Source organism: Brevibacterium sp. R8603A2 (assembly GCF_023072605.1).
In the GTDB taxonomy this organism is placed as follows: domain Bacteria; phylum Actinomycetota; class Actinomycetes; order Actinomycetales; family Brevibacteriaceae; genus Brevibacterium; species Brevibacterium pityocampae.
On record NZ_JALLGN010000006.1, the window covers coordinates 214,540 to 236,247 of the forward strand.

20 protein-coding genes and 1 riboswitch are annotated in these 21,708 nt (G+C 70.6%); of the genes, 10 read left to right on the top strand and 10 right to left on the bottom strand.

The window, feature by feature from the left end; genetic code table 11:
• The first annotated feature begins 17 nt into the window (after positions 1-17).
• The 4 genes from MTQ12_RS08020 (at position 18) to MTQ12_RS08035 (ending at position 3,337) form a co-directional block, all read left to right on the top strand.
• A complete protein-coding gene (locus MTQ12_RS08020; RefSeq protein ID WP_247618197.1) occupies positions 18-971 on the top strand; it encodes a hypothetical protein in 954 nt (317 codons plus the stop codon).
• Positions 968-1,639, top strand: coding sequence for a phage holin family protein (locus tag MTQ12_RS15200; RefSeq protein WP_348983858.1), 672 nt, complete (start codon positions 968-970; stop codon positions 1,637-1,639). The genes MTQ12_RS08020 and MTQ12_RS15200 overlap by 4 nt, the downstream gene beginning before the upstream one ends.
• Positions 1,636-2,373: a DUF3618 domain-containing protein gene (locus MTQ12_RS08030; protein WP_247618198.1), complete on the top strand. Its 738-nt coding sequence runs from the start codon at positions 1,636-1,638 to the stop codon at positions 2,371-2,373. The genes MTQ12_RS15200 and MTQ12_RS08030 overlap by 4 nt, the downstream gene beginning before the upstream one ends.
• 181 nt (positions 2,374-2,554) lie before the next feature.
• Positions 2,555-3,337, top strand: coding sequence for a maleylpyruvate isomerase family mycothiol-dependent enzyme (locus tag MTQ12_RS08035; RefSeq protein WP_247618199.1), 783 nt, complete (start codon positions 2,555-2,557; stop codon positions 3,335-3,337).
• A gap of 184 nt (positions 3,338-3,521) precedes the next feature.
• On the opposite strand, the gene MTQ12_RS08040 is transcribed toward MTQ12_RS08035, so the two are convergent.
• From MTQ12_RS08040 to MTQ12_RS08060, 5 genes are all read right to left on the bottom strand, one after another.
• The gene (locus MTQ12_RS08040; protein ID WP_247618200.1) at positions 3,522-3,995 is read right to left on the bottom strand and encodes a helix-turn-helix transcriptional regulator; all 474 of its coding nucleotides are present in this window, start codon (positions 3,993-3,995) and stop codon (positions 3,522-3,524) included.
• A 106-nt stretch (positions 3,996-4,101) separates the two neighbouring features.
• A complete protein-coding gene (locus MTQ12_RS08045) occupies positions 4,102-5,148 on the bottom strand; it encodes a DnaJ C-terminal domain-containing protein (RefSeq protein ID WP_247618201.1) in 1,047 nt (348 codons plus the stop codon).
• A 208-nt stretch (positions 5,149-5,356) separates the two neighbouring features.
• The gene (locus MTQ12_RS08050) at positions 5,357-6,055 is read right to left on the bottom strand and encodes a nucleotide exchange factor GrpE (RefSeq protein WP_247618202.1); all 699 of its coding nucleotides are present in this window, start codon (positions 6,053-6,055) and stop codon (positions 5,357-5,359) included.
• Positions 6,055-7,917 carry a molecular chaperone DnaK gene (dnaK, locus tag MTQ12_RS08055; RefSeq protein ID WP_247618203.1) on the bottom strand — a complete coding sequence of 621 codons (1,863 nt, stop codon included), beginning with the start codon at positions 7,915-7,917 and terminating at the stop codon, positions 6,055-6,057. The genes MTQ12_RS08050 and dnaK overlap by 1 nt, the downstream gene beginning before the upstream one ends.
• 299 nt (positions 7,918-8,216) lie before the next feature.
• Positions 8,217-9,005, bottom strand: a complete 789-nt coding sequence (locus MTQ12_RS08060) for a TIGR02206 family membrane protein (RefSeq protein WP_247618204.1) — start codon at positions 9,003-9,005, stop codon at positions 8,217-8,219.
• Positions 9,006-9,349: 344 nt separating this feature from the next.
• Here MTQ12_RS08060 and MTQ12_RS08065 point away from each other — a divergent pair, with 344 nt between their 5' ends.
• The 4 genes from MTQ12_RS08065 (at position 9,350) to MTQ12_RS08080 (ending at position 12,652) form a co-directional block, all read left to right on the top strand.
• Positions 9,350-9,568: a hypothetical protein gene (locus MTQ12_RS08065; RefSeq protein WP_137318236.1), complete on the top strand. Its 219-nt coding sequence runs from the start codon at positions 9,350-9,352 to the stop codon at positions 9,566-9,568.
• Positions 9,569-9,729: 161 nt separating this feature from the next.
• Entirely contained in the window at positions 9,730-10,680 is a 951-nt protein-coding gene (locus tag MTQ12_RS08070) for a DedA family protein (RefSeq protein WP_247618205.1), read from the top strand.
• 266 nt (positions 10,681-10,946) lie between these two features.
• Positions 10,947-11,660, top strand: coding sequence for a DUF3152 domain-containing protein (locus MTQ12_RS08075; protein WP_247618206.1), 714 nt, complete (start codon positions 10,947-10,949; stop codon positions 11,658-11,660).
• A gap of 269 nt (positions 11,661-11,929) precedes the next feature.
• Positions 11,930-12,652, top strand: coding sequence for a GntR family transcriptional regulator (locus tag MTQ12_RS08080; protein WP_175406810.1), 723 nt, complete (start codon positions 11,930-11,932; stop codon positions 12,650-12,652).
• Between the two features lie 102 nt (positions 12,653-12,754).
• Here MTQ12_RS08080 and MTQ12_RS08085 read toward each other — a convergent pair whose 3' ends face one another.
• Positions 12,755-14,851: a RecQ family ATP-dependent DNA helicase gene (locus tag MTQ12_RS08085; RefSeq protein WP_247618207.1), complete on the bottom strand. Its 2,097-nt coding sequence runs from the start codon at positions 14,849-14,851 to the stop codon at positions 12,755-12,757.
• A gap of 104 nt (positions 14,852-14,955) precedes the next feature.
• Between MTQ12_RS08085 and MTQ12_RS08090 the strand changes: the two genes are divergently transcribed.
• Positions 14,956-15,315: a DUF2218 domain-containing protein gene (locus MTQ12_RS08090; protein WP_137318242.1), complete on the top strand. Its 360-nt coding sequence runs from the start codon at positions 14,956-14,958 to the stop codon at positions 15,313-15,315.
• A gap of 117 nt (positions 15,316-15,432) precedes the next feature.
• Here MTQ12_RS08090 and MTQ12_RS08095 read toward each other — a convergent pair whose 3' ends face one another.
• The 4 genes from MTQ12_RS08095 to MTQ12_RS08110 all read right to left on the bottom strand — a co-directional run bounded on the left by MTQ12_RS08095 (position 15,433) and on the right by MTQ12_RS08110 (position 19,757).
• Complete coding sequence (locus MTQ12_RS08095; RefSeq protein ID WP_247618208.1) at positions 15,433-16,170, bottom strand: hypothetical protein; 738 nt, start codon at positions 16,168-16,170, stop codon at positions 15,433-15,435.
• Positions 16,171-16,284: 114 nt separating this feature from the next.
• Positions 16,285-18,249 carry a TRAP transporter permease gene (locus MTQ12_RS08100; protein ID WP_247618209.1) on the bottom strand — a complete coding sequence of 655 codons (1,965 nt, stop codon included), beginning with the start codon at positions 18,247-18,249 and terminating at the stop codon, positions 16,285-16,287.
• Positions 18,250-18,263: 14 nt separating this feature from the next.
• On the bottom strand, positions 18,264-18,713 hold the full coding sequence (locus MTQ12_RS08105; protein ID WP_247618210.1) for a DUF1850 domain-containing protein: 450 nt from the start codon (positions 18,711-18,713) through the stop codon (positions 18,264-18,266).
• A gap of 42 nt (positions 18,714-18,755) precedes the next feature.
• Complete coding sequence (locus MTQ12_RS08110) at positions 18,756-19,757, bottom strand: TAXI family TRAP transporter solute-binding subunit (RefSeq protein ID WP_247618211.1); 1,002 nt, start codon at positions 19,755-19,757, stop codon at positions 18,756-18,758.
• A gap of 379 nt (positions 19,758-20,136) precedes the next feature.
• A riboswitch (FMN riboswitch) is annotated at positions 20,137-20,273 on the top strand.
• Positions 20,274-20,493: 220 nt separating this feature from the next.
• Between MTQ12_RS08110 and ribD the strand changes: the two genes are divergently transcribed.
• Positions 20,494-21,702: a bifunctional diaminohydroxyphosphoribosylaminopyrimidine deaminase/5-amino-6-(5-phosphoribosylamino)uracil reductase RibD gene (gene ribD, locus MTQ12_RS08115; RefSeq protein ID WP_348983859.1), complete on the top strand. Its 1,209-nt coding sequence runs from the start codon at positions 20,494-20,496 to the stop codon at positions 21,700-21,702.
• The last annotated feature ends 6 nt before the right edge of the window (positions 21,703-21,708 follow it).

Below are 21,708 nucleotides of genomic sequence, written 5' to 3' on the forward strand. Positions count from 1 at the left end.
CAAGGAAGGTCTGATCGATGACCGACAACTACAACTCCGCGGATTCGGGCAGCGCACTCGGCTCCGACACCCCGTACCCGGGTACCGATGTGCCGCAGCAGCCGGTGCACTCCGCATCGCAGGGCGCTGCGCTCAGCAGCGACCAGCCCGCATCCTACGGACGCCACGGCGTCAGCACCGACAGCGCCGGCACCGCCGATGTCGCCAAGGACGAGGGCCGCCGCCTCCAGGGCGAGGCCGGAGCCGCCGCGCAGAACGTGTCCTCGACCGCGCAGTACGAGGCCGGCCAGGTCGCCGAGGAGGCCAAGCAGCAGGCTTCGAACCTGTGGCACCAGCTCCAGCGCGATGCCGGCGACCAGGCCACCCACCAGCAGGATCGTGCCGCCAAGTCCGTCCGCGCGGTTTCCGACGATCTTGCCGGTCTGCGCCGCGGCGAAGAGCCCAAGGACGCCGTCACCCGCGACCTGCTGAGCATGGCCGACGAGCGCGTCTCCGCGATCGCCGACCGCCTGGAGAACTCGAACCCGCAGGATCTCGTGCAGGACGTGCGCCGCTTCGCCTCCACCCGTCCCTTCACCTTCCTCGCGATCGCCGCCGGCGTGGGCCTCATCGCCGGTCGCGTGACCCGCGGTCTCGCCGACGCCAACAACGATTCGAACGATGGCGGCACCTCGGGAACTGGCATCGACGAGTACGGCTACCCCGTCCAGGGCGGGTACCCGACCACCGGCTACCCGGCCCAGGGCTACGGCCAGCAGGGCTACCCGACCGGAGGCCAGTACTCCGCCGGGCAGTACAGCGATGCGAGCGGGCAGTACGGCCAGCAGGGTCATGCCGCACAGGGCTACGGCCAGCAGGGCTACGCCGCCGGGCAGCAGTCCGCGGGCCAGTACGGCGCGGGCCAGGGCTATGAGGCCGGACAGTACGACGCCCGCCAGCAGGGCTACGGCACCGGGGAGACCAACCGATGAGCTACGACCCCAACCAGGGCGCGCACCCGGGGCAGCACCCCGGCCAGCACCCGGGCGGCGGGTATCCGGGCCAGCAGGTCCCGCACGCGGGTCAGCCGGTCCACCCCGGCCAGCCGCATCCGGGCCAGCCCGGCGTGGTCCCGCCCGGGCCCAATCCGCAGACCGCCTACGTGGCGCAGGAGCCGCCCCGACCCGGTGAGGAGTACCCGGCGAACGCCGCCGGGCACGGCTGGGACCGCGGCTACGACCGCGAGGCCTATGCCGAAGCCCAGGCCGAGGTGCGCGCCGAGAGCCAGTCGATCGGCGAGATGTTCTCCTCGCTGAGCCGGAACACCACCCAGCTCATCCAGCAGGAGATCGCCCTCGCCAAGGCCGAGGCAACCCAATCGGCGAAGCGCGCAGGCGCGGGCGCCGGCATGCTCGCCGGGGCCGCGATCGCCGCGCTGTTCTTCCTGCTCTTCCTGTCCAACGCCCTGTGGATGGCGCTCGCCAACCTCATCGGGCTGGGCTGGGCGGCACTCGTCGTCGGTGTGATCTGGGCGATCGTCGCCACCGTGCTCGGCCTCGTCGGCAAGAGCAAGCTCCAGCAGGTCAAGGGCATCCCCGAGACCGTGGACACCGCCAAGGACATCCCGCCCACCATGAATCCCGCAAAGGAAACGCCATGACCTACACCCATGATCACGGCTACCAGGCCGACCCCAACCGTCCCGTCGCGACCCACGGCAACGCCGGCTACGGCACCGCGGACTACCCGACGGACAACTCGAACAAGTCCCCCGAGCAGATTCGCGCGGAGATCGAGCAGACCCGTCGCAACCTCGGCTACGACGTCGATGCGATGGCGGAGAAGGTCTCCCCGGCCAAGGTCGTCGAGCGCCGCAAGAACAAGGTCGCCGATCGCCTGAACCACTGGAAGGAATCCATCATGGGCTCCGCAGACGACGCCAACGCGCAGCTCCACCACCAGCGCCAGCAGCTCGCCGACTCCGCCCACGGTGCGGCCGACCAGGCTCGCGACGCCGCCTACCAGGCCCGTGACGCCGCCTCCCAGGTGCCCGGCCGCATCAAGCAGGGCACCCGCGGCAACCCGCTGGCCGCCGGCGTGATCGCGCTCGGCGCCGGCTGGCTCATCGGCTCGCTGATCCCTGCCTCGCAGAAGGAGCAGCAGCTCGCCGGTCAGGCGAAGGACGCCGCTCAGCCGCTCGTCCAGGAGGCCCAGAGCGTCGCCAAGGACATGGGGCAGAACCTGCAGGAGCCGGCGAAGGAGGCTGCGGAGAGCGTGAAGTCGCAGGCCCAGTCCGGCGCCGAGCACGTGAAGTCCGACGCCCAGTCCGAGGCCGACCACCTCAAGACCGAGGCCCAGTCCTCCGGTCAGACGGTCAAGGAGACCCGCGAGTGACCCTCGCCCTCCGGTGAACCATTGCAGCGCCCGCGGAAGCCCCGAGCTCCCGCGGGCGCTGTGCTGTCCGGACCCTCCGGTCAGGGCGCCGGCGGCATTCTCGCCCGAAGTGCATGCCGGACCGTCGCCCGGTCACGCCTGACCTCCCCCACCGTCGCCCAGGAGAACTAGAGTGACCACCATGGACATCGACACGAACGCGCTCGAGCGCGACCTCGGCTTCCGGCTGCTCGGCGAGACCTTCTATCTCCAGGCCCTCGATCAGCTCTCCGTCAACGGCCTCGACGAGCCGTCCCTCGTCCCCGACTGGACGCGCAAGCACGTGGCCCTCCACGTGCTCTACAACGCCGAGGGCTTCCTCCGGCTGCTCGAATGGGCGAAGACGGGCGAGGAGAACCCGATGTACCCCTCGCGGGAATGGCGCGACCAGCAGATCGCCGACGGGGTGGCGCACACCTCGGGCGCGGACACGATCACGCTCGCGCACGAGGTGGCCGACGACCTCACCGCCGAGCTCGACTCGATGTCGGCCGGCGACTGGGGCGCACAGGTGGTGTCCGGGCGCGGTGCGGACATCCTCGCCGCGGAGATCCCCTGGCTGCGGGCCCGCGAGGTGTGGATGCACAGCCTCGACCTCGGGATCGGCATGACCGCCCGGGATTTCCCGGCCGAGGTCGTCGACCGGCTGCTCGATGACGTCGACACGGTCTGGGGTGCCCGCGACGAGCCCGTGCACTATCGGATCCGGCTCACCGACCGCGAGGGCGGCCAGGAGCGGGTGATCCGCCACGGCTCCGAGGGCAGCGTGCCCGCCGAGCCGATCGAGGTCACCGGCGAGGCCGCCGAGGTGCTGTCCTACCTCACCGGCCGCGGTTGGCCGGCCTCGGTGTCGGGGGATACGGACAAGGGCGGCGCCGGCAGCACCACGCCGCAGGACCTCCCGGCGCCCCCGAACTGGCTCTGAGCCGCCGGCGCGGTATGCGCCCGGGAGTGTGGGACTTTCAGAGGAGTGTAGGGCCATCAACGGCACCACGCTCGGCCGAAAGTCCTACAGTTGCGCGGGGTGCCGGCGGTGGGTACCGGGAACTGGTGCCGGTAACGAGCGTATACGGATCCGGTGGAGCCGGGCGCGCCGCTTGCGCTTCGCCTCAGCCGGAGCGGCGGCGGTAGAGCGTGAGCTCACCGCTGCGCCGTCCGCCGGCGCGCGCGGTCGCTCCGGGTGCCAGCGCCCCGGCGATCCGGAGCTCGGGCCGGGTGCCGTGGACGATCGAGACGACGTCACCCGCGGCGCCGGCGGCGAACACGCGGCCGCCGCCGCTGCGCATCACCTTCTCGAGGCGCTGGGCGAGGGTCCGGGTATGCGCCCCGAGCGTCTCGACCTCGCGCTGCAGCTCGAGTATCCGCTTGATCCCGGCGAGGTTGATTCCCTCCTCCTGGGAGAGGCGCTGGATGAGCTGGAGCCGGGAGATGTCGGCGGCGGAGTAGCGGCGCCCGCGCCCGGCCGTGCGCTGGGGCACCACGAGACCGAGCCGGTCGTACTGCCGCAGGGTCTGCGGGTGCATCCCGGCGAGCTCGGCGGCCACCGAGATCACGTAGACCGCGGCCGCTCTGTCGATCTGCATCGTCCTCCCCACCTCCTTCGCTCAGTGCTCGATTGCTCGTGCTCGATTGCTCGTGCTCGACTGTTCAGTTGTCCACTCGCCCGGCGCCGATCGCGGCGGAGCCGTATCAGCTCGCCTTCGCCTTGGAGTACAGCTCGGCACGCGGGTCCTCACCCTCGGTCGCCTTCCGGTAGGCTTCGACGGCCTTTCTGGCGTCCGGGCTGAGGTTCCGCGGCACGGCGACCTCGATGGTGACGAGCAGGTCACCAGTGTGATTCTTGCCCTCGATGCCCTTGCCGCGGATCCGCAGCACGCGACCCGACGGAGTGCCGGCGGGCACCTTCATCCGCACGGGCATGCCGGACAGGGTGGGCACCTCGACCTCGGCGCCGAGCGCGGCCTCGTCGAAGCTCACCGGCAGCTCCATCCGCAGGTTGTCGCCGTCGCGGCTGAACACCGGGTGCTTCTCAACGTTGATGGTGAGCACGACGTCGCCGTTCTCCCCGCCGTTGGGGCTCGGCTTGCCCTTGCCCTTGACGCGGATCTTCTGGCCGTCCTTGACGCCCACCGGGGTGCGCACGCTCAGCGGCTTGCCCGAGGGCATCGTAAGCTTGACGGTGGCACCCTTCGCCGCTTCGGTGAAGGACAGCGAGGTGCTCGCCTTGATGTCCCCGCCCTTCTGCGGGCCGGTGGAGAACCCGCCGCCGTAGGGGCTGCCGCCGTAGGGCTGACCGCCGAACAGGTCCGACAGGTCGGGCGGCACGTCACCGTAGCCGCCGTAAGGGCTGCCGCCGCCGCGCGTGGTGTAGCGCGGGTACTGGCTCCTGCCCGCGCCGGTGTTGAACAGGCCGGAGAAGATGTCCTCGAACCCGCCGCCGGATCCGCCCGCACCGGTTCCGCCGCCGGAGCCGGCGGAGAAGCGGGCGCCGCGGCCCATGGCGCGGACCTGGTCGTACTGCTCGCGGGTCTCCTTGTCGGAGAGCACCTGATTGGCCTGGCTGATCTGCTTGAACTTCTCCTCGGCGGCCTTGTCGCCGGGATTCGTGTCCGGGTGGTACTTGCGGGCCAGCTTGCGGTAGGCCTTCTTGATCTCCGCGTCCGTGGCGTCCTTGGAGACGCCGAGGGTTGTGTAGTAGTCCTTGTCGAACCATTCGTTCTGAGGTCCCGTATTCACCTGGCACCTCCTTCCTGTGAGCTCACGCTCGCATCGATCTGCTGATTCTCATGTGTCATGTGTGCTGCTGTCTTCCTCACGTGCCGAGCGGCAGGCGGTCGGATGGGCGCGTCCTGCTCGCCGGGCCCGTGCCCGAGGCGCCCCGCCGGGATGCCCAATCTCCCACCGGTGGGGTGGGCCGGGTGCCGGCGGGCGCCTCGGGAGCGGATCATTCGGCCGGCGCCTGCACACCCACGCGGGCGGCCCGGATGACGCGTTCGCCCAGCCGGTAGCCCGGCTGCATGACGAGGAAGACCGTGGCGGTCTCGACCTCGTCGGACGGCTGCTGCATGAGCGCCTCGTGGATGCTCGGGTCGAACTCCTCGCCCGGCTCCCCGAACTGGACGACCCCGACCTTCTCGAGCGACGCGATGAACTTCTTCGCGTGCGTCTCGAAGGGACCGGTGAGGTCGCCGTTCTCCTGGGCGAGCCGGAGCTCGTCGAGCACCGGGTAGAGCGCCTCGACGACGGACTGGACGCCGGCTTCCCGGGCCCGGTCCTGCTCGCGCTTGGCGCGCATCCGGAACGCCGCGTACTCCGCGTTGATCCGCTGCAGGTCGGCGAGCCGTTCGGCCGCGAGGCGGGCGTCGGCGGACTGCTCGTCCTCGACGCCGCCCTCGACCGGGGCCGCGGTGTCGTCGATGCCGGAGATGTCGTCCGGGACCTCGACGCCGGGTTCGGCGGGCTCCGCGCCGGGGTCCGCAGGCGCTGCGGCCTGCGGGTCCGGCTCCCCGCCCGACCCGGCAGCTGCCTGGGCCGACGGATCAGCGGGGTTCCGGACCTCCCCGGTCTCCGGGTCGATGCGGCGCTCGTCGCTGAACGAGAAGCCCTGCTCGGCTGCGCCGTTGTCGGGATCCTCGGCAGTCATTACTTCTTCTCCTCGTCCTCGTCGTCCACGACCTCGGCGTCGACGACCTCGTCCTCGGTGTCGGCGGATCCGCCTGCGGCATCGCCCTCGGGCGCACCGGCGGACTCGTCGGGCTGCGCGTAGAGCGCCTCACCGAGCTTGGTCTGGCTCTGCGAGAGCTTGTCGACGGCGGCCTTGACGGCGTCGTCGTCATCGCCCTTGAGCGCTTCCTTGACGGCCTCGACGTCCGCGCTGACCTCGGACTTGACGTCCTCGGGCAGCTTGTCCTCGTTGTCGGAGATGAGCTTCTCCGTCGAGTACGCGAGGTTCTCGGCGAGGTTGCGGTTGTCCGCCGCCTCGCGGCGCTGCTTGTCCTCGTCGGCGTGCTCCTCGGCCTCGCGGACCATCCGGTCGATGTCCTCCTGCGGGATCGCGGACCCGCCGGTGATCGTCATCGACTGCTCCTGGCCGGTGCCCTTGTCCTTGGCGGACACGTGCACGATGCCGTTGGCGTCGATGTCGAAGGACACCTCGATCTGCGGCAGGCCGCGCGGGGCCGGCGCGATGCCGGTGAGCTCAAAGGTTCCGAGCGCCTTGTTGTCGCGAGTGAACTCCCGCTCGCCCTGGAAGACCTGGATCGACACGCTCGGCTGGTTGTCCTCGGCGGTGGTGAAGGTCTCCGACTTCTTGGTCGGGATCGGGGTGTTGCGCTCGATGAGCTTCGTCATCACTCCACCCTTGGTCTCGAGACCGAGGGACAGCGGGGTGACGTCGATGAGCAGCACGTCCTTGCGCTCGCCCTTGAGGACGCCGGCCTGGACGGCGGCGCCGATCGCAACGACCTCGTCCGGGTTGACGCCCTTGTTGGGGTCCTTGCCGCCGGTGAGCTTCTTGACGACCTCGGACACGGCCGGCATGCGGGTCGAACCGCCGACGAGCACGACGTGGTCGATGTCGGAGAGCTTGATGCCGGCGTCGGCGATGACCGCCTCGAACGGCTTCTTGGTGCGCTCGAGAAGGTCCTTGGTGAGGTCCTCGAACTTCGCGCGGGTCAGGGTCTCATCGAGGTGGATGGGCCCGTTCTCGCTCATCGACAGGTACTGCAGCGAGATGTTCGTGCTCGTCGCGCTGGAGAGCTCCTTCTTCGCCTGCTCAGCGGCCTCCTTGAGGCGCTGCATCGCAGTGGTGTCCTTGGACAGATCGACGCCGTAGCCGTTCTTGACCTCGGACACGAGCCAGTCGACGATCCGCTGATCCCAGTCGTCGCCGCCGAGCTTGTTGTCGCCCGAGGTGGCGCGCACCTGGATGGTGGAGAAGTCGTCCTCGTCCTTGCCGACCTCGAGCAGGGAGACGTCGAAGGTGCCTCCACCGAGGTCGAAGACGAGGATGAGCTCGTCCTCCTTGCCGCGCTCGAGGCCGTAGGCCAGGGCGGCGGCGGTGGGCTCGTTGATGATGCGCAGGACGTTGAGGCCGGCGATCTGCCCGGCGTCCTTGGTGGCCTGACGCTGGGCGTCGTTGTAGTAGGCCGGGACGGTGATGACGGCGTCCGTGACCTCCTCCTGCAGGTACTCCTCGGCATCGTGCTTGAGCTTCTGGAGGATGCGGGCAGAGATCTCCGGGGCGGTCAGGGTCTTGCCGCCGATCTCGGTGCTCCAGTCGGTGCCCATGTGGCGCTTGACGGAGGCGACGGTGTTCTTGACGTTGGTGACAGCCTGACGCTTGGCGATCTCGCCGACGAGCGAGTCGCCGTTCTTGTTCACCGCGACGACCGAGGGGGTGGTGCGTCCGCCCTCGGCGTTCGCGATCACCTTGGGCTCGCCGCCCTCGAGGACGGCGACGACCGAATTGGTGGTACCGAGGTCGATGCCTACTGCACGTGCCATGAGTGGAACTCCTTTTCGTAGTTGTGCGAGCCGGTGCCCCGATGTGCTCGGCCGGACGGCTCCGCGGCCGGACTTCCGACCGTGGCCCCTGGAGCGGGGCCCCGCCCGGGGAACCGGAGCGGAACCGCGCGCCCGAACACATTGAGCGCCATTGGCTCAAGTCTTGAACGCCGCGATCGCGGTGTCAAACCACGATCACGAAAGTTGCGTACACCTGACTCAACTTTGCTCAGCGGGGTTTTATTCCGGTCGCCGGACAAGTTTCTCCGGTCCACCCGGTGATCTCCGGGCTCCGAGTGCTAGGCCGACGCTCGCCCGCGCGGCCGCACGGGCGTTCCGTCCCAGCGGCGCACGCAGCGCCAGCAGTCGACGACCGGGGCGCGGGTGAGGCGCTCGGGCTCCGACCACGGCAGGGTCATGAGCATCCAGACGACGGCGACGACGGCGATCTCCACACCGATGTACCACGGCCAGCCGCCGAGCAGGTCGAGCACGGAGAACCCGGCCGGCGCCTGCGCCAGGTAGCCGTAGTTCGCTCCGGTGGCGCAGTTGACCGCCGCCGCGAGGACGGCCCAGGCGAGCGCCGACACGTAGGCGACGCCGAAGCCGCGCCAGGTGGGCCGGTAGCCCAGCCCCCAGACGAGGACGATCGGCGCCCACTGGGCGAGGGCGTGGAGGATCCAGTACACGGTGAACTCGAGCTCGGGGTTCTGCATGTAGTTGAGGTCGGGGGTGACGACCGACTGGAGGTTGAGCGTGAGCCCCCAGTAGTAGGTGATGGCGATCGCCCAGCCCGCGCGGGTGATGAGGGCGATCGCAGTGACGATGCGGAGCACGTCGGAGAAGTGGAAGGGCAGCGACTGACCGATGTCCCAGTGGCTCGGCAGCATCCCCCACACCGTCCACCCCACGGCCACGACGAGGAGCACCCATCCGGTCGCACGGGTGATCCGGAGCTCGGTGCGGGTGCCGCGCTTCCGCCGCGCCATGACCACGAGGACGACCGCCCCGACGACGATCCCGGCGAGCGCGGTCAGGTGCTCGGGGCCGAAAAGGGCCATCCGGCCGATCGGCTCCGCGATCTCCATGGGCGCCCCTTCCCTGCTCGTCCTCGACAGGCACGACGGTGGTGCCCGCACCGCTCCGGCCTCATCATGAGTGTAGAGTCTGCCCGGCCCGCAGGCGCGCCGTTCTCCGCACCGGCTTGCGCAAGACCGGCCGCTGCGGGAGAGTCCGGAGAGGACCACACGACGAGGATGAGCGGGAGCACACCATGACCGGCCCAGCACGGAACCCCCACCGGCCACCCCCACCCAGCGGGGGCCGGGGTCAGGCCCCGCCCCCTCCACCACCCGGCGCGCCGCCTGCGCCCCCGCAGCCCGGGGGAGCCCCGGGCGCGCCTCGGAAGAGGCGCCACTTCATCGCCCCCGGCGTGACGCTCCTCGTCCTCGGTCTGCTCGGCATCGCCGCGGCGGTGCTGATCTTCATCATGCCGTTCGGCCTGTTCCTCTTGGGCGGCGGCGGGAACACCGAGGCGTTCGACGATATCGCCGCGAACTTCCGCCTGGTCGCCTCCCTCGTCGCCGGAGTGAGCGTGCTGATGGCCGGCGGCGGGATCGCCCTCATCGTCGTGGCCGGCCGCCGCGGGTGACCCGAGCACCCGTTCCGCGCACCCCAGTCCGACCCGGCCCGCGAGGGTTGCCCTGACCACAGGCCGCTCCAGGACGAATTGGCAGGCGACCCAGAGCCCGACCGCCTCCGCAGGCCGTCTCGGAGAGCGGTGGCACCACCCGCCCGGCTTCACCGGCTACCATGACACGAACGCCTGCGGACCCCGGCGGGCTCCGCGCTCCTCGCGCCGCTCGATCACTCTGCGCCCACCCCGACACCGAAGGACAGACCGTGGTCCCCGAACCGTCATCCCCGCGCCCCGAATCCCCGGGCGCACCCGGCCCGGCGAGCGACAGCACCCAAGCCGAGGACACCGCATCACCTGCGGACACGGCGTCATCCACGGTCACCGCTCCTGCTGACGGCTCGGCTTCCGCGGACAGCGCAGACACCGCCGGCGGCATGAAGAAGGAGCCGCCCCAGTCCTGGGACGACCTCAAGCCGTGGAAGGGCGCGGCGGCTCCGACGGACAAGTTCCTACTGTTCGCGATCTTCGCCGTCCCAGCGTTCTACCTGGGCATGATGCCGTTCCGGCCGTTCCTCATCGCGCACCAGCCGATTCTCCTCGAGTTCCTCACCGGCGCGAAGACCGCGATCGTCGGCGCAGCCGCCTATGCGCGGGTGGGCGAGTTCCCGCTCTGGCTCGTGCTCGTCGCCGGTTTCGTCGGGATGACGAAGTTCGACTGGCTGTTCTGGCTCGCCGGCCGCCGTTGGGGCGACGGCATCCTCAACATCTTCACCTCCACCGACCGGCAGCGCCGGCAGGTCGAGAAGTTCCGCCGGATGCCCCCGTGGCTCCTCTTCCTCCTCGTCGTCATCAGCCGCGTGCCCGGCATCCCCGGGACCCTCGTATGGCTCGTCGCCGGCTGGAGCGGGATGCGATTGTGGGTGTTCCTCATCGCCGATTTCCTCGCCTGCCTCATCCTCACCGTCGGTGTCGCACTGCTCGGCTACTCGCTCGGCCAGGCGGCCGTCGACGTCATCCAGACCATCGACCGCTACGCGCTGTGGATCAGCCTCGGCCTCGTCGTCCTCATCGCCGTGTGGTCCGGCGCGAAGGCGAACAAGCAGGCGAAGGACGCCCAGGCCTGACCTCGTCCACGGCTTTCCCGGCTTCCACGGATCCGGCCCCGGGCCGAGGCGCCGGCACACCCCGCAGGCCCGTGCGGATCGCCGTGCTCCGCGCCGTAGACACCGTGGCCCAGCAGCGCGCCATGCGCGCCATGCGCTCCTTGCGCGGCTGAACCCGGCAGGCGCTCGAACAGCTTGGCATTGGAACCCTGAACCGGGCCTGCGGATCCCCGCACCGGATGTGCGGGGTCCCGTCGCGGCGCCGGGCGTCGACTACGATGACGAGCATGCATCCCCCGCGCCCGATGCTGCCGCTTGCCGCCGCGTCCCTCGTGCTCGCCGTCTCCGCCTGCACCCCGGCGGACTCCGCACACCAGGTGAACGCCGGGGCCACGCCGACCGCGGCCGTCGCCCCGGAATCGATCCCGGCACCCGGGCAGGCCGCCCCGGGCACTCCGACACCCACCGAGGTCCCCGTCTCCGGCAGCGGCGAGTGGGCGAGCAGCGATGAGCCGGTGGAACCGTCGACCGAGGACGGCCGGCCCTTCGCCGTCGCCATCCGGGTCGAGGACGACATGCCTATCGACGCGGATGAAGCCGCGGAGTTCGTCATCGCGACTCTCCAGGACGAACGCGGCTGGCAGACGCTCGACGGCGTCGCCTTCGAACTCGTCGTCGACACCGCGGAGGCCGACTCGGTGATCAGCATCGCGAGCCCCGACACCGTGGACCGGATGTGCGCACCGCTCATCACCGACGGCGAGCTCTCGTGCCGCAACGGCCCGAACGTCAACCTCAACGCCAAGCGCTGGATGCAGGGCACGGAGGATTTCGAGTCGCTCGAGGTCTACCGCCAGTATCTCGTCAACCACGAGGTCGGGCACGCGCTCGGGCACGGTCACGTCAGCTGCCCCGGTGACGGGGAGCCCGCTCCTCTCATGCATCAGCAGTCGAAGGGGCTCGACGGCTGCCGGCCGAATGCCTGGCCCACCGTGGCCTGAGCGGAGGTAGGATCTCCTATACGCAGTTTCGAGCACCACTCGCATGATCGCCCTTCCGCACCATGAACCCGGACGGCCGCTGCCTTGCATGCGGGCCGCATGGAGCGATCCCATCTCGGTGGAATGTCATTGAACGGCAGAATGTTCAGTCAAACCGGTGTACAGTGACCGGGAATCCGCCGGATTCCGTCTGTCATCAACACGGCGCGTTGCCTCACCCCGTCCTCAAATGGCCGACCCACTGCTTTGTCCACCGAAAGGTCCTGACGTTGTTCTCCCGTGCCGAAAGCGGTACCACGCGCCCCAACCCGGTATGGAAGCGCATCCACGACGACCTCAGCTCCCGGATCTACTCCGGCGAGTTCACCGAAGGCTTCCCCGGTGAGGTGCAGCTCGCCGAGGAGTACGGCGTGAGCCGAGGGACAGTGCGCCAGGCACTGCGCCCGCTGCGCGAGGCCGGCATCATCATCTCCCACCGCGGCCGCGCGCCCCAGGTCCAGACCACCGACCCGTGGACCTCGAGCGGCCCGGTCCACAGCCTGCTGCCCCCACTCGAGGGCGACATCTCCCGGGGCACGACCCACACGACGGTCCAGCGGGCCGAGCTCAACAAGGAGGCGGCGGCGCATCTCGGCGTGGAATCCGACACCGCGCTCCTCCACCTCGCCTGGACCTACCACCCCGACGGCCCGCCGATCTCGCTGGGTCACAGCTGGATCCCGCTGCGGTACGCCGAGCCGCTCACCGATCTCGACTTCACCCATACGAGCGTGTACCGGGAGCTCAGCGTGGTCTGCGGCATCAGCGTGGACGGGGGCAGGGAGACACTCCGGGCGGTCGCGGCCGATGCGGAGGAGGCCGCCGCGCTCGAGTGCGAGCCCGGCACCCCGCTGCTCGCCTACACCCGCATCTCCGCCTCCGGCGACACCCCGGTCGAGTACCGCACCGGGTCGATGCTCGGCTCCGCGATCAGCGTCACCCACCGCTTCTGAGGATCTCCTCACCGAGGTCGAGGCGCCGCCCGGCCCACCCGGCGCGCAGCCGGCGACGTGGTGCGGGCGCGCACCTGCAGACCGCGCACCCGCAGACGTGGCTCAGGCGCGCAGGGCGAGCGCGAAGGGCAGGACGGCCGCGGCACCCGCACGGCGGAGCTCCCGGGCGGCCGCCGTCATGGTCCAGCGGGACACGATCTCGTCGTCGACGAGCAGCACCGTGCGGCCCTCGACCGCGGCGCCGAGCTCGGGGCTCACGGCGAAGGCGTCGTGGACGTCGCGCACGCGGAACGCACTGTTGACGTCGGGGCTGCCGGTCTCCCGGCGGGCCGTCAGCGGCCCGCCGTCGTGCAGCCGGCCCACGCGGGCGAGCTCCGCGGCGAGCGAGGCGACCGTCGTGGGACGGCGCGCGTTGGGGATGGAGACGACGACCTCGGGCCGGGCGTCCCAGCCCCAGTCCGCGAGCACGCGGAGGCAGTGCGCGCCGATCTCCGGCGGGACGGGCAGGTCCTCCGCCCCGGGCGCCAGGAATCCGCGCAGCAGCTGCCCGGGGCCGAGGTCGGTGAGCCGCGCGACGACCCGGCCGACGGCGCTGCGCTCCGATTCCGGGATCCTCCCCTTGAGGTCGACCCCGATCGACGGGAGCCCGGACGGCCACGAGGCGCGGGGTTCGACCGGCAGCCCGACCGCGCTGAGCACCGAGCGGGCGGCGGAGCGTCCGGAGTCGGAGACCTCGTCGGACCACCACTGGCCGGCGCAGGTGTCGCACCGTCCGCAGTCGGCGGCCTCCGGGTCGTCGAGCTGCTCGGCGAGGAACCGCATGCGGCAGCCGCCCGTCGCCTCGTAGTCGAGCATCGCCTGTGCCTCCCGCTTCCGCGCGGCGGCGACGTTGGCGTAGCGCTCGGCATCGTAGGTCCACCCGCGGCCGGTGGAGACGAACCCGCCGGCCACCCGATCCACGGCACCGTCGACCTGGAGGGTCTTGAGGAGCAGGTCGAGGCGGGCGCGCTTGACGCCCACGAGGGTCTCCAGCCGCGGCACGGACAGCGGCTCCCCGCCGGCGTCGGTGAGGGCTGCGAGGACTGCGGCGGCATCGTCCTCCGCGGGCATCGACGCGGTCGCGAAGTACTCCCAGATGTCGGAGTCCTCCGCGCCGGGCAGAAGCAGGACGTCGGCGGACTCCGTGGCACGGCCGGCACGGCCGACCTGCTGGTAGTACGCCACCGGGGAGGACGGCGCACCGAGGTGGACGACGAATCCGAGGTCGGGTTTGTCGAATCCCATGCCGAGCGCGGAGGTGGCGACGAGCGCCTTGAGCCGGTTCGCCTTGAGGTCGCCCTCGAGCCGTTCGCGCTCCTCCGGGTCGGTGCCCCCGGTGTAGGCGGCGACGTCCCAGCCCGCGGATCGCAGGGCGCGGGCGGTGTCCTGGGCGGCGGCGACGGTCAACGTGTAGATGATGCCTGATCCGGGGAAGTCCCCCAGGCGCTCACCGAGCCAGGCGATCCGCTCGCTCGGCGGGCGCACCGGGGCGACGCCGAGGCGCAGCGAGGCCCGCGACAGGGGGCCGCGGATCACCAGGGTGTCCGCGCCGAGCTGCTCGGCGACATCGGCGACCACCCGCTCGTTGGCCGTCGCCGTCGTCGCGAGCACAGGCAGGTCCGCCGGGAGCTCGGCGAGCAGGGCGCCGATGCGCCGGTAGTCGGGCCGGAAGTCGTGCCCCCAGTCGGAGATGCAGTGCGCCTCGTCGACGACGATCATGCCGACCTCGGTGAGGAGGTTCTGGAGCACGTGGTCGCGGAACTTCGGGTTGTTGAGCCGCTCCGGGGAGATGAGGAGGACGTCGACGGCGCCGTCGCCGAGCGCGGCGAGCACCGAGTCCCACTCCGTGACGTTCGAGGAGTTGAGGGTGACGGCGCGGACCCCGGCGCGTTCGGCGGCCCCCACCTGGTCGCGCATGAGGGCGAGCAGCGGGGAGATGATGAGGGACGGGCCGCGGCCGGCGGCACGGAGCAGCCGGGCGGCGACGAAGTAGACGGCGGATTTGCCCCAACCGGTGCGCTGCACGACGAGGGTGCGGCGGCGACCGGCGACGAGCGCCTCGATCGCCTCGAACTGCCCGGGATGGAACTCCGCGTCGGGACGACCGGTGAGTTCGCGCAGTGCGCTGAGGGCCTGGGTCCGGAGTTCGCTGCTGTCCATGGTCCCGAGTCTAGGTCCGGGCACGGACACGGGAGAGGCACGGACACGGAAGATGCCCGGGCACGGGAGAGGGGCACCACGATCCCGGCAGTAGACTCCATCGCATGAGCGAATCCTCCGAGCACCCTGTGATCTCGACCGCGCACGTGCGCACCGACCGCCCCGCGCGCTACGCCAAGCAGCTCGTGTCGCACATGAGCCGCAAGGTGCCGGGCGTGTGGGATGCCGACACCGGCAAGGGCACGATCGAGTTCGCAGACGGGTCCGTGCTCGCCGCACTCACCGACCGCGGTGACTCCCTCGACATCGAGCTCACGGCCACCGCCGATTCCGTCGAGCGCTTCGAGGGCGTCGTCGGTCGGCACCTCGTGCGCTTCGGCTCCCGCGACGAGCTCGTGTGCACGTGGACCCGCTCGGATGACTCCCCCGGCACCGAGCAGCGCTTCACCGCCGACGCCGACTGACCCGTCCGGCCCGGCCGGTGGATCCGGCCCGGCCGATCGGCCGGTCCCGGACCGATCGGTCCCCGTCCGATCGGTCGCCGGCCTGCGGCGAGATCGACCTGTCGCGGAGCCTGCCCGTCAGCCGGCCTGCGATTCGAGGGACTCGACGAGCTGCCCGTATCCCTCGTCGAGCTTCTGCTGCCCGTCGACAGCCATCTCCGGCACGAACGCGCCGAGGACGAAGGCATTGCCCACGGTTCCGAAGACGATGTTCACGTCGATGGCGACCCCGCCGGCCTGCGTCGTCATCGTGTATCCCGTCGCCCCTTCCGGTGCCTGGTCGTACGGGGCGATGGCGACCTCACCGGTCTCGCCCGCCGCGTTCGTCATCGTGAACTCCGCGCACCGCTCCGGCATCTGCTCCTGGGCGGCGAGCAGCTCCTCGGCGGTCTGTGCATCCTCGAGGGCCGAGCCGCCGAACATCATCCCGTTGTTCGCGATGCCGGAGACGGCTGCGCTCTCCGAGCTGCCGACGCCCGGCATGTTCTCGAGCGCCGCCCGGCACTCCGCCGGCTCGACCTGGTTCTCGTCGAGCGCCTCGTCCGCGCCCTCGGTGGCCGCGGAATCGGTGACCGTGAGGTCGACGCCCTCGACGTCGATCGCCTCGATCGCGGTGCGGATCTGCTCATTGGTCACGGCGGCGGGAGCAGGCTCCTCGGCGGGCTGCTCCGGCTGCTCCGCCGAAGCCTCCTGACCGGGGGCGGGGTTTTCCTCGCCACCGGCCGGCTCACCCCCGCCGGAGGAACACCCGACGAGCAGCAGGGTGCTGCCGAGTGCCATGGGAACGAGGGTCCGCAGGGAGGAGTGTGTGCGCATGGGTGTGAGTCCTTTCGCATGGGCCGACTGTCGCGGTGCTGTCGACTCCAGGGTAGGCGCCGCACCGCGGTCCCTGCCCCGTGCGCATGTTCCGATCCGGGAACAGCGGTGGGCTCAGATGTTCCTCCACGACAGCTCGTTCCGCTTCTTCGCCATGAGGGCGATCGCACCGAGTGAGAGCACGAGCACGCCGATCCCGATGAGGTCGAGCAGGCTGTCCGGGGTGAGGAACAGCACGGACCCGACCACCAGCGCGATCCGCAGCACCCAGGGCACGGCGACCATGAGGAAGCCCTCCGCGGCGACGGCCAGCAGGAGCACTCCGACGGTCGCGGTGACGATCACCTGGATCGCCTCGAGCACCTGCACGTCCTGCATGAGGAGCACCGGGTTGTAGACGAACACGAACGGCACCACGTACCCGGCGAGCGCGAGCTTCATCGCCGCGAAGCCGGTGCGCATCGGATCGCCTCCGGACAGCCCGGCTGCCGCGAAGGCCGCGAGCGCTACGGGCGGGGTGATGTTGGCGAAGAGCCCGAAGTAGAACACGAACATGTGCGCCGCGAGCGGCTCCACCCCGAGCTGGGTGAGCGCGGGGGCGGCCATCGTCGCGGTGATGATGTAGGCCGGGATCGACGGCAGTCCCATGCCGAGGATGATGCAGGCGAGCGCCGTCATGATGAGCGTCGGCAGCAGGAACCCGCCGCCGATCGTCACGATCGCGTTCGCGAGCTTGACCCCGAACCCGGTCTGGGTGGCGACGCCGACGATGATGCCCACGCAGGCGCACGCAACCGCGACGGACACCGCGGTGATCGCACCGTCGCGCAGGGCGCCGATGATGTCGCCGAGACCCATGCGGGTGGTCTTCCGGAGCATCGCGACGATCACGGTGACGAAGATCGTGGTGACCGCGGCGAAGAGGATGGTGAAGCCGCTGAAGAACAGCATGTAGAGCAGGTAGGCGAGCGGGATGAGCAGGTGGCCGCGCTCCTTGAGCACGTCCATGACGAGCGGCAGGTTCTCCCGCGAGATCCCCTTGAGGCCGAGCCGGGTGGCCCGCAGGTGCACCTGCATGATGATGCCGATGTAGTAGAGCAGCGCGGGGACGATCGCAACGAGCGCGATCGTGCGGTAGGGGATGCCGAGCGTCTCGGCCATGATGAAAGCGGCCGCACCCATGATCGGGGGCAGGATCTGCCCGCCGACCGAGGCGGAGGCCTCGACGCCGCCGGCGAAGTTCGGCTTGTACCCGATCTTCTTCATCAGCGGGATGGTGAAGGCGCCGGTGGTGACGACGTTGGCGATCGCCGAACCGTTGATCGATCCGAGGAATCCCGAGGCGATGACGGCGACCTTGGCGGGCCCGCCGCGCGTCTGGCCGGCCAGTGCGAGGGCGATGTCGTTGAAGAACTGCCCCATCCCCGACTTCTGCAGGAAGGCGCCGAACAGGATGAAGAGGAAGATGTAGGTCGAGGACACCCCGACGGCGGTGGAGTAGACGCCCTCGGTGGTGGTGAGCATGAAGTTGAGGATGGTGTCGAAGTCGTAGCCGCGGTGCCGGAACAGCCCGGGCATCGACCGCCCGTAGTAGTCGTAGACGATGAAGAGGACCGCGAGCGCCGGCAGGATCCAGCCGGTGAGCCGCCGGGCCCCTTCGAGGACGACGAACAGGAGCACTCCGCCCATGACCACGTCGATCATCTCGAAGCGCCCGCCGCGGGTGACGATCGACTCGTAGTTCGTCGCGAGGTAGATCGCGACCGCGGCCGAGGCGGCGATGAGGATGTAGTCGAACCAGGGGATGGTGTCGCGCTTCTCCTTCTGGTACGGCCGGTAGATCGAGAAGGCGAGCACGAGGATCGCGGCGACGTGGATGCTGCGGTGGACCAGTGTGGGCGGCGTGCCGAGCAGCGCGGTCCACACGTGGTAGACCGACAGGGCGACCGCGACGATCGTCACCGGCCACTTGAGGAAGGTCGTCTCGACCTTGCGCGTGCGCGATTCGCGGTCGTACTTCTCCAGCGTCTCCTGGTCGACGACCTCGGCCTCGGCCAGGGGCTGCGGGGTGTGGCTCATGGGACTCTTCGCTTTCAGACGACTGCCAGCTCGGCGCGGCAGTGATGGGGGACGGCTTCGGGAGCGATGAGCAGGGCGCCGCCGACGACGATGCGGTGGTCGACGGCGTGGGAGTGGATCCAGCGCACTGCGTCGAAGGTGAGGTCGAGACCGCACATCCGGGTCTGGTCCCCGGAGTAGCTGACCTCCGGCGCGCTCGACGGGGTCCCCGCGCCGGTGAGGCTCATCTCGGTGCAGTCGAGGACGAGTCCGCGCCCGGCCACCCGGTAGAACTCCGTCCACGGGGTGCCGTCGACGGAGTGGATCCAGGAGAACTCGACGATGTCGCCCTGGCCCACCGGGATCCGGGCGAACTCCCGCCTGCCGGGCCGCTGCTCCCGCACCACGAGCGCGGTGACCGGGGTCGCCGAGGTCAGGAGCGGCAGTGCGAGTGCGGCGGCCAGCACCCCGCGGCGCGCGATCATCGCGATCGCGCCCCCGAGGTGCCGGCCGTCGTGCTCATGGGATCAGCTGCCGGCTTCGTCGTAGTAGCGCTGCGCACCCGGGTGGATGTCGGTGACGGTGACATCGGTCGCGTTCTCGAGCGTGATGTCCTTCGCCGCGTTGTGCGTGGCGTGCACCTGGTCGATGTTGTCGAAGATCGCCTTGGTGATGTCGTAGACCGCGTCCTCGCTGAGCTCGGGGCTGGCGAGCAGGAGGTTCGGGATGGTCAGGGTCTCCGCGGCCTCGGCGGTGTCGTAGACATCGGCGGGCACCTCGCCCTCCCCGAAGTAGTCGTAGTCGTTGAGCAGGGTCTCGCGCCCCTCACCGGTGATCGGCACGACCACGACGTCCTCGGTGGTCGACAGGTCGGTCACCGCGGAGTTCGGCAGACCGCTGGTGACGAACGCCGCCTGCACCTGCCCGTTCTTCATCTGGTCGATCGCCTCGGCGTAGGACAGGTAGTCGGCGGTGAAGTCGTCGTAGCTCATGCCGTAGGCGTCGACGACGGTGCGGGCGTTGAGCTCGACGCCGGAGTTGATATCGCCCACGGAGACGCGCTTGCCGGCCAGGTCCTCGACGGATTCGATCCCGCTGCCCTCGACGGTGATGAGCTGGAGGTACTGGTCGTAGAGGCTCGCGATCGCCGGCAGGGAGTCGACCGCGCCGTTCTCCTCGAACGGGCCCGCGCCCTCGAGCGCTTGGGTCGTGGCATCGGCCATCGCGAAGGCGACCTCTGCGCCGCCCTCGGTGAGCAGGGTGATGTTCTCCACCGAGGCGCCGGTCGCCTGCACCGAGGTGTCGGAGCCGAGCTGGTCGGCGAGCAGCTCGGACATGCCGGCCCCGACCTGGTAGTAGACGCCGGAGGATCCGCCGGTGGCGATGGTGATGAATTCGGTGCCGAGGTCGCCGCCGCCCTCGGCGGATCCGTCACCTCCGCCGCTGCCGCCGCTGCCGCCTCCGCAGGCGGAGAGGACGAGTGCGGCCGAGGCCAGTCCGGCGGTGAGAAGTGTGGTGCGAGTGCGCATGATGCGGTCCCCTGTCGACGTCGGTGTCAGTTGCGATCGGTGTCAGTTGCGACCGGATTCGGTTGCGGCCGGAGCCCGGTGCGATCACTGGGATCGCGCCGGAGTGTCCGGGTGCGTCGGTCACCACTCACCCTATGAAGTAATCCCCGTCACACCCCGCAGACCTCCCGACCCGTTACGGAAGCGTTACGGCAGCGCGGGCGATACAGGCGGTGCGGGTGAAGCGGGCGGCGCACGATCGGACGGCGGGGACAGCACAGTCGGCCGGACGAGATCACTGCGCACAGCAGTCCGTGTGACTGCACCGCAGTCCGTGTGACCCGTCTCACCATGAGGGACCATCGCGCCACTCCCCGCCGAACGTCTGTATGCTGGGCCCACGAAGTTCCGGGGACGGTGAGATTCCGTACCGGCGGTACAGTCCGCGAGCCGCTCGACCTGCAGCAGCAGGGAGATCCGGTTGACTCGGTGAGATTCCGAGACCGACAGTCAAAGTCTGGATGGGAGGAACTCGACGCGCACGGGTGTGCCGTCTCGACTTCGCAGTCGAACGCATCCCCTGCATTCATCGAACCGTTCGGTGACGATCCTCCCTCCTCCCGGTGCAGACCAGGAGGAGACAGTGGACGCAGACCGGACGGTTCCGTCGTTCCCGGAGACACAGGCGTTCCCGGAGGCCGGGGCATTCCCGGAGACACAGGCATTCCCTGAGACACGTGCGTTCCCCGGGACACGGGTGTTCCCCGGGACACGGTCACATGCAGGGACACGGGCATCACAGGAGGCGCGGGCGATGTCCGCCGCGCTCGAGGCGGCGGCCCGCGGGGAGCGCGGGGCCAACCCGCTCGTCGGCGCGGCGGTGCTCGCCGCGGACGGCACCGTGGTCACCGGCTGGCACCGCGGCGCCGGCACGCCCCACGCCGAGGTCGACGCGGTGCAGCGCGCCCGCGCGGCCGGCATCGACCTCACGACCGCGACGATGGTCGTCACCCTCGAGCCCTGCAACCACACCGGGCGCAGCGGGCCGTGCTCTCAGTTCCTCCTCGACGCCGGGATCCGGCGCGTGGTCCACGCGATCGACGACCCCAACCCCCGTGCCTCCGGCGGCGCGGCCCATCTGCACGCCCACGGCGTCGAGGTCGTCTCCGGCGTCCGGGCGGAGGAGGCCGAGCGGCTCAACGCCCGCTGGATCGCCGCCCAGCGCGCCGCCCGCCCCTATGTCACGCTCAAGCTCGCGCAGAGCCTCGACGGCCGGATCGCCGCCGTCGACGGCACGAGCCGGTGGATCACCTCGGCGGAGTCCCGCACCCACGCCCACACCCTGCGCGCCCGGGTCGACGCGATCCTCGTGGGCACCGGCACCGCGCTCGCCGACGATCCGCGGCTCACCGCCCGCACCCCAGACGGGCGCCCCGCCGGGGCGCAGCCGCTCCCGGTGATCATGGGGTTCCGCGAGCTCGCCGCCGGATCCCACCTCGCCCGCGATCCGCGCACCCTGCACCTTCGCACGCACGACCCGCTCGCCGCCCTGCGCGCACTCGCAGCCGCCGAGGTCGGGCACGTGCTCGTCGAGGGCGGGGCGCACATCGCCGGCGCGTTCCTCGCCGCCGGACTCGTGGACGAGCTCCACCTCTACACCGCCCCGATCCTGCTCGGCGACGGCCTGCCCGCCCTCGCCGGACTGGGCGTGGGGACGCTGACCGAGGCGCACCGCTTCGTCGCCGACCCCGCCGGGCCCGCAGCACCCGCGCGACTCGGACCCGACACCTTCCATCGCCTCGTCCCCGCCGTTGCGCACGACGGCGAGCAGAGCACCGGCGACGAACGAGCACGCACCCCCGCCGTCCTCGCGGGGACCGCGGATCCGCCCCTCTCCCCCGCGCCCACCCCTGCCGTCACCCACGACCCGCCCCGCCTTTCCGCGCCGGCCCTGTCGAGTCACTGAAGGAGA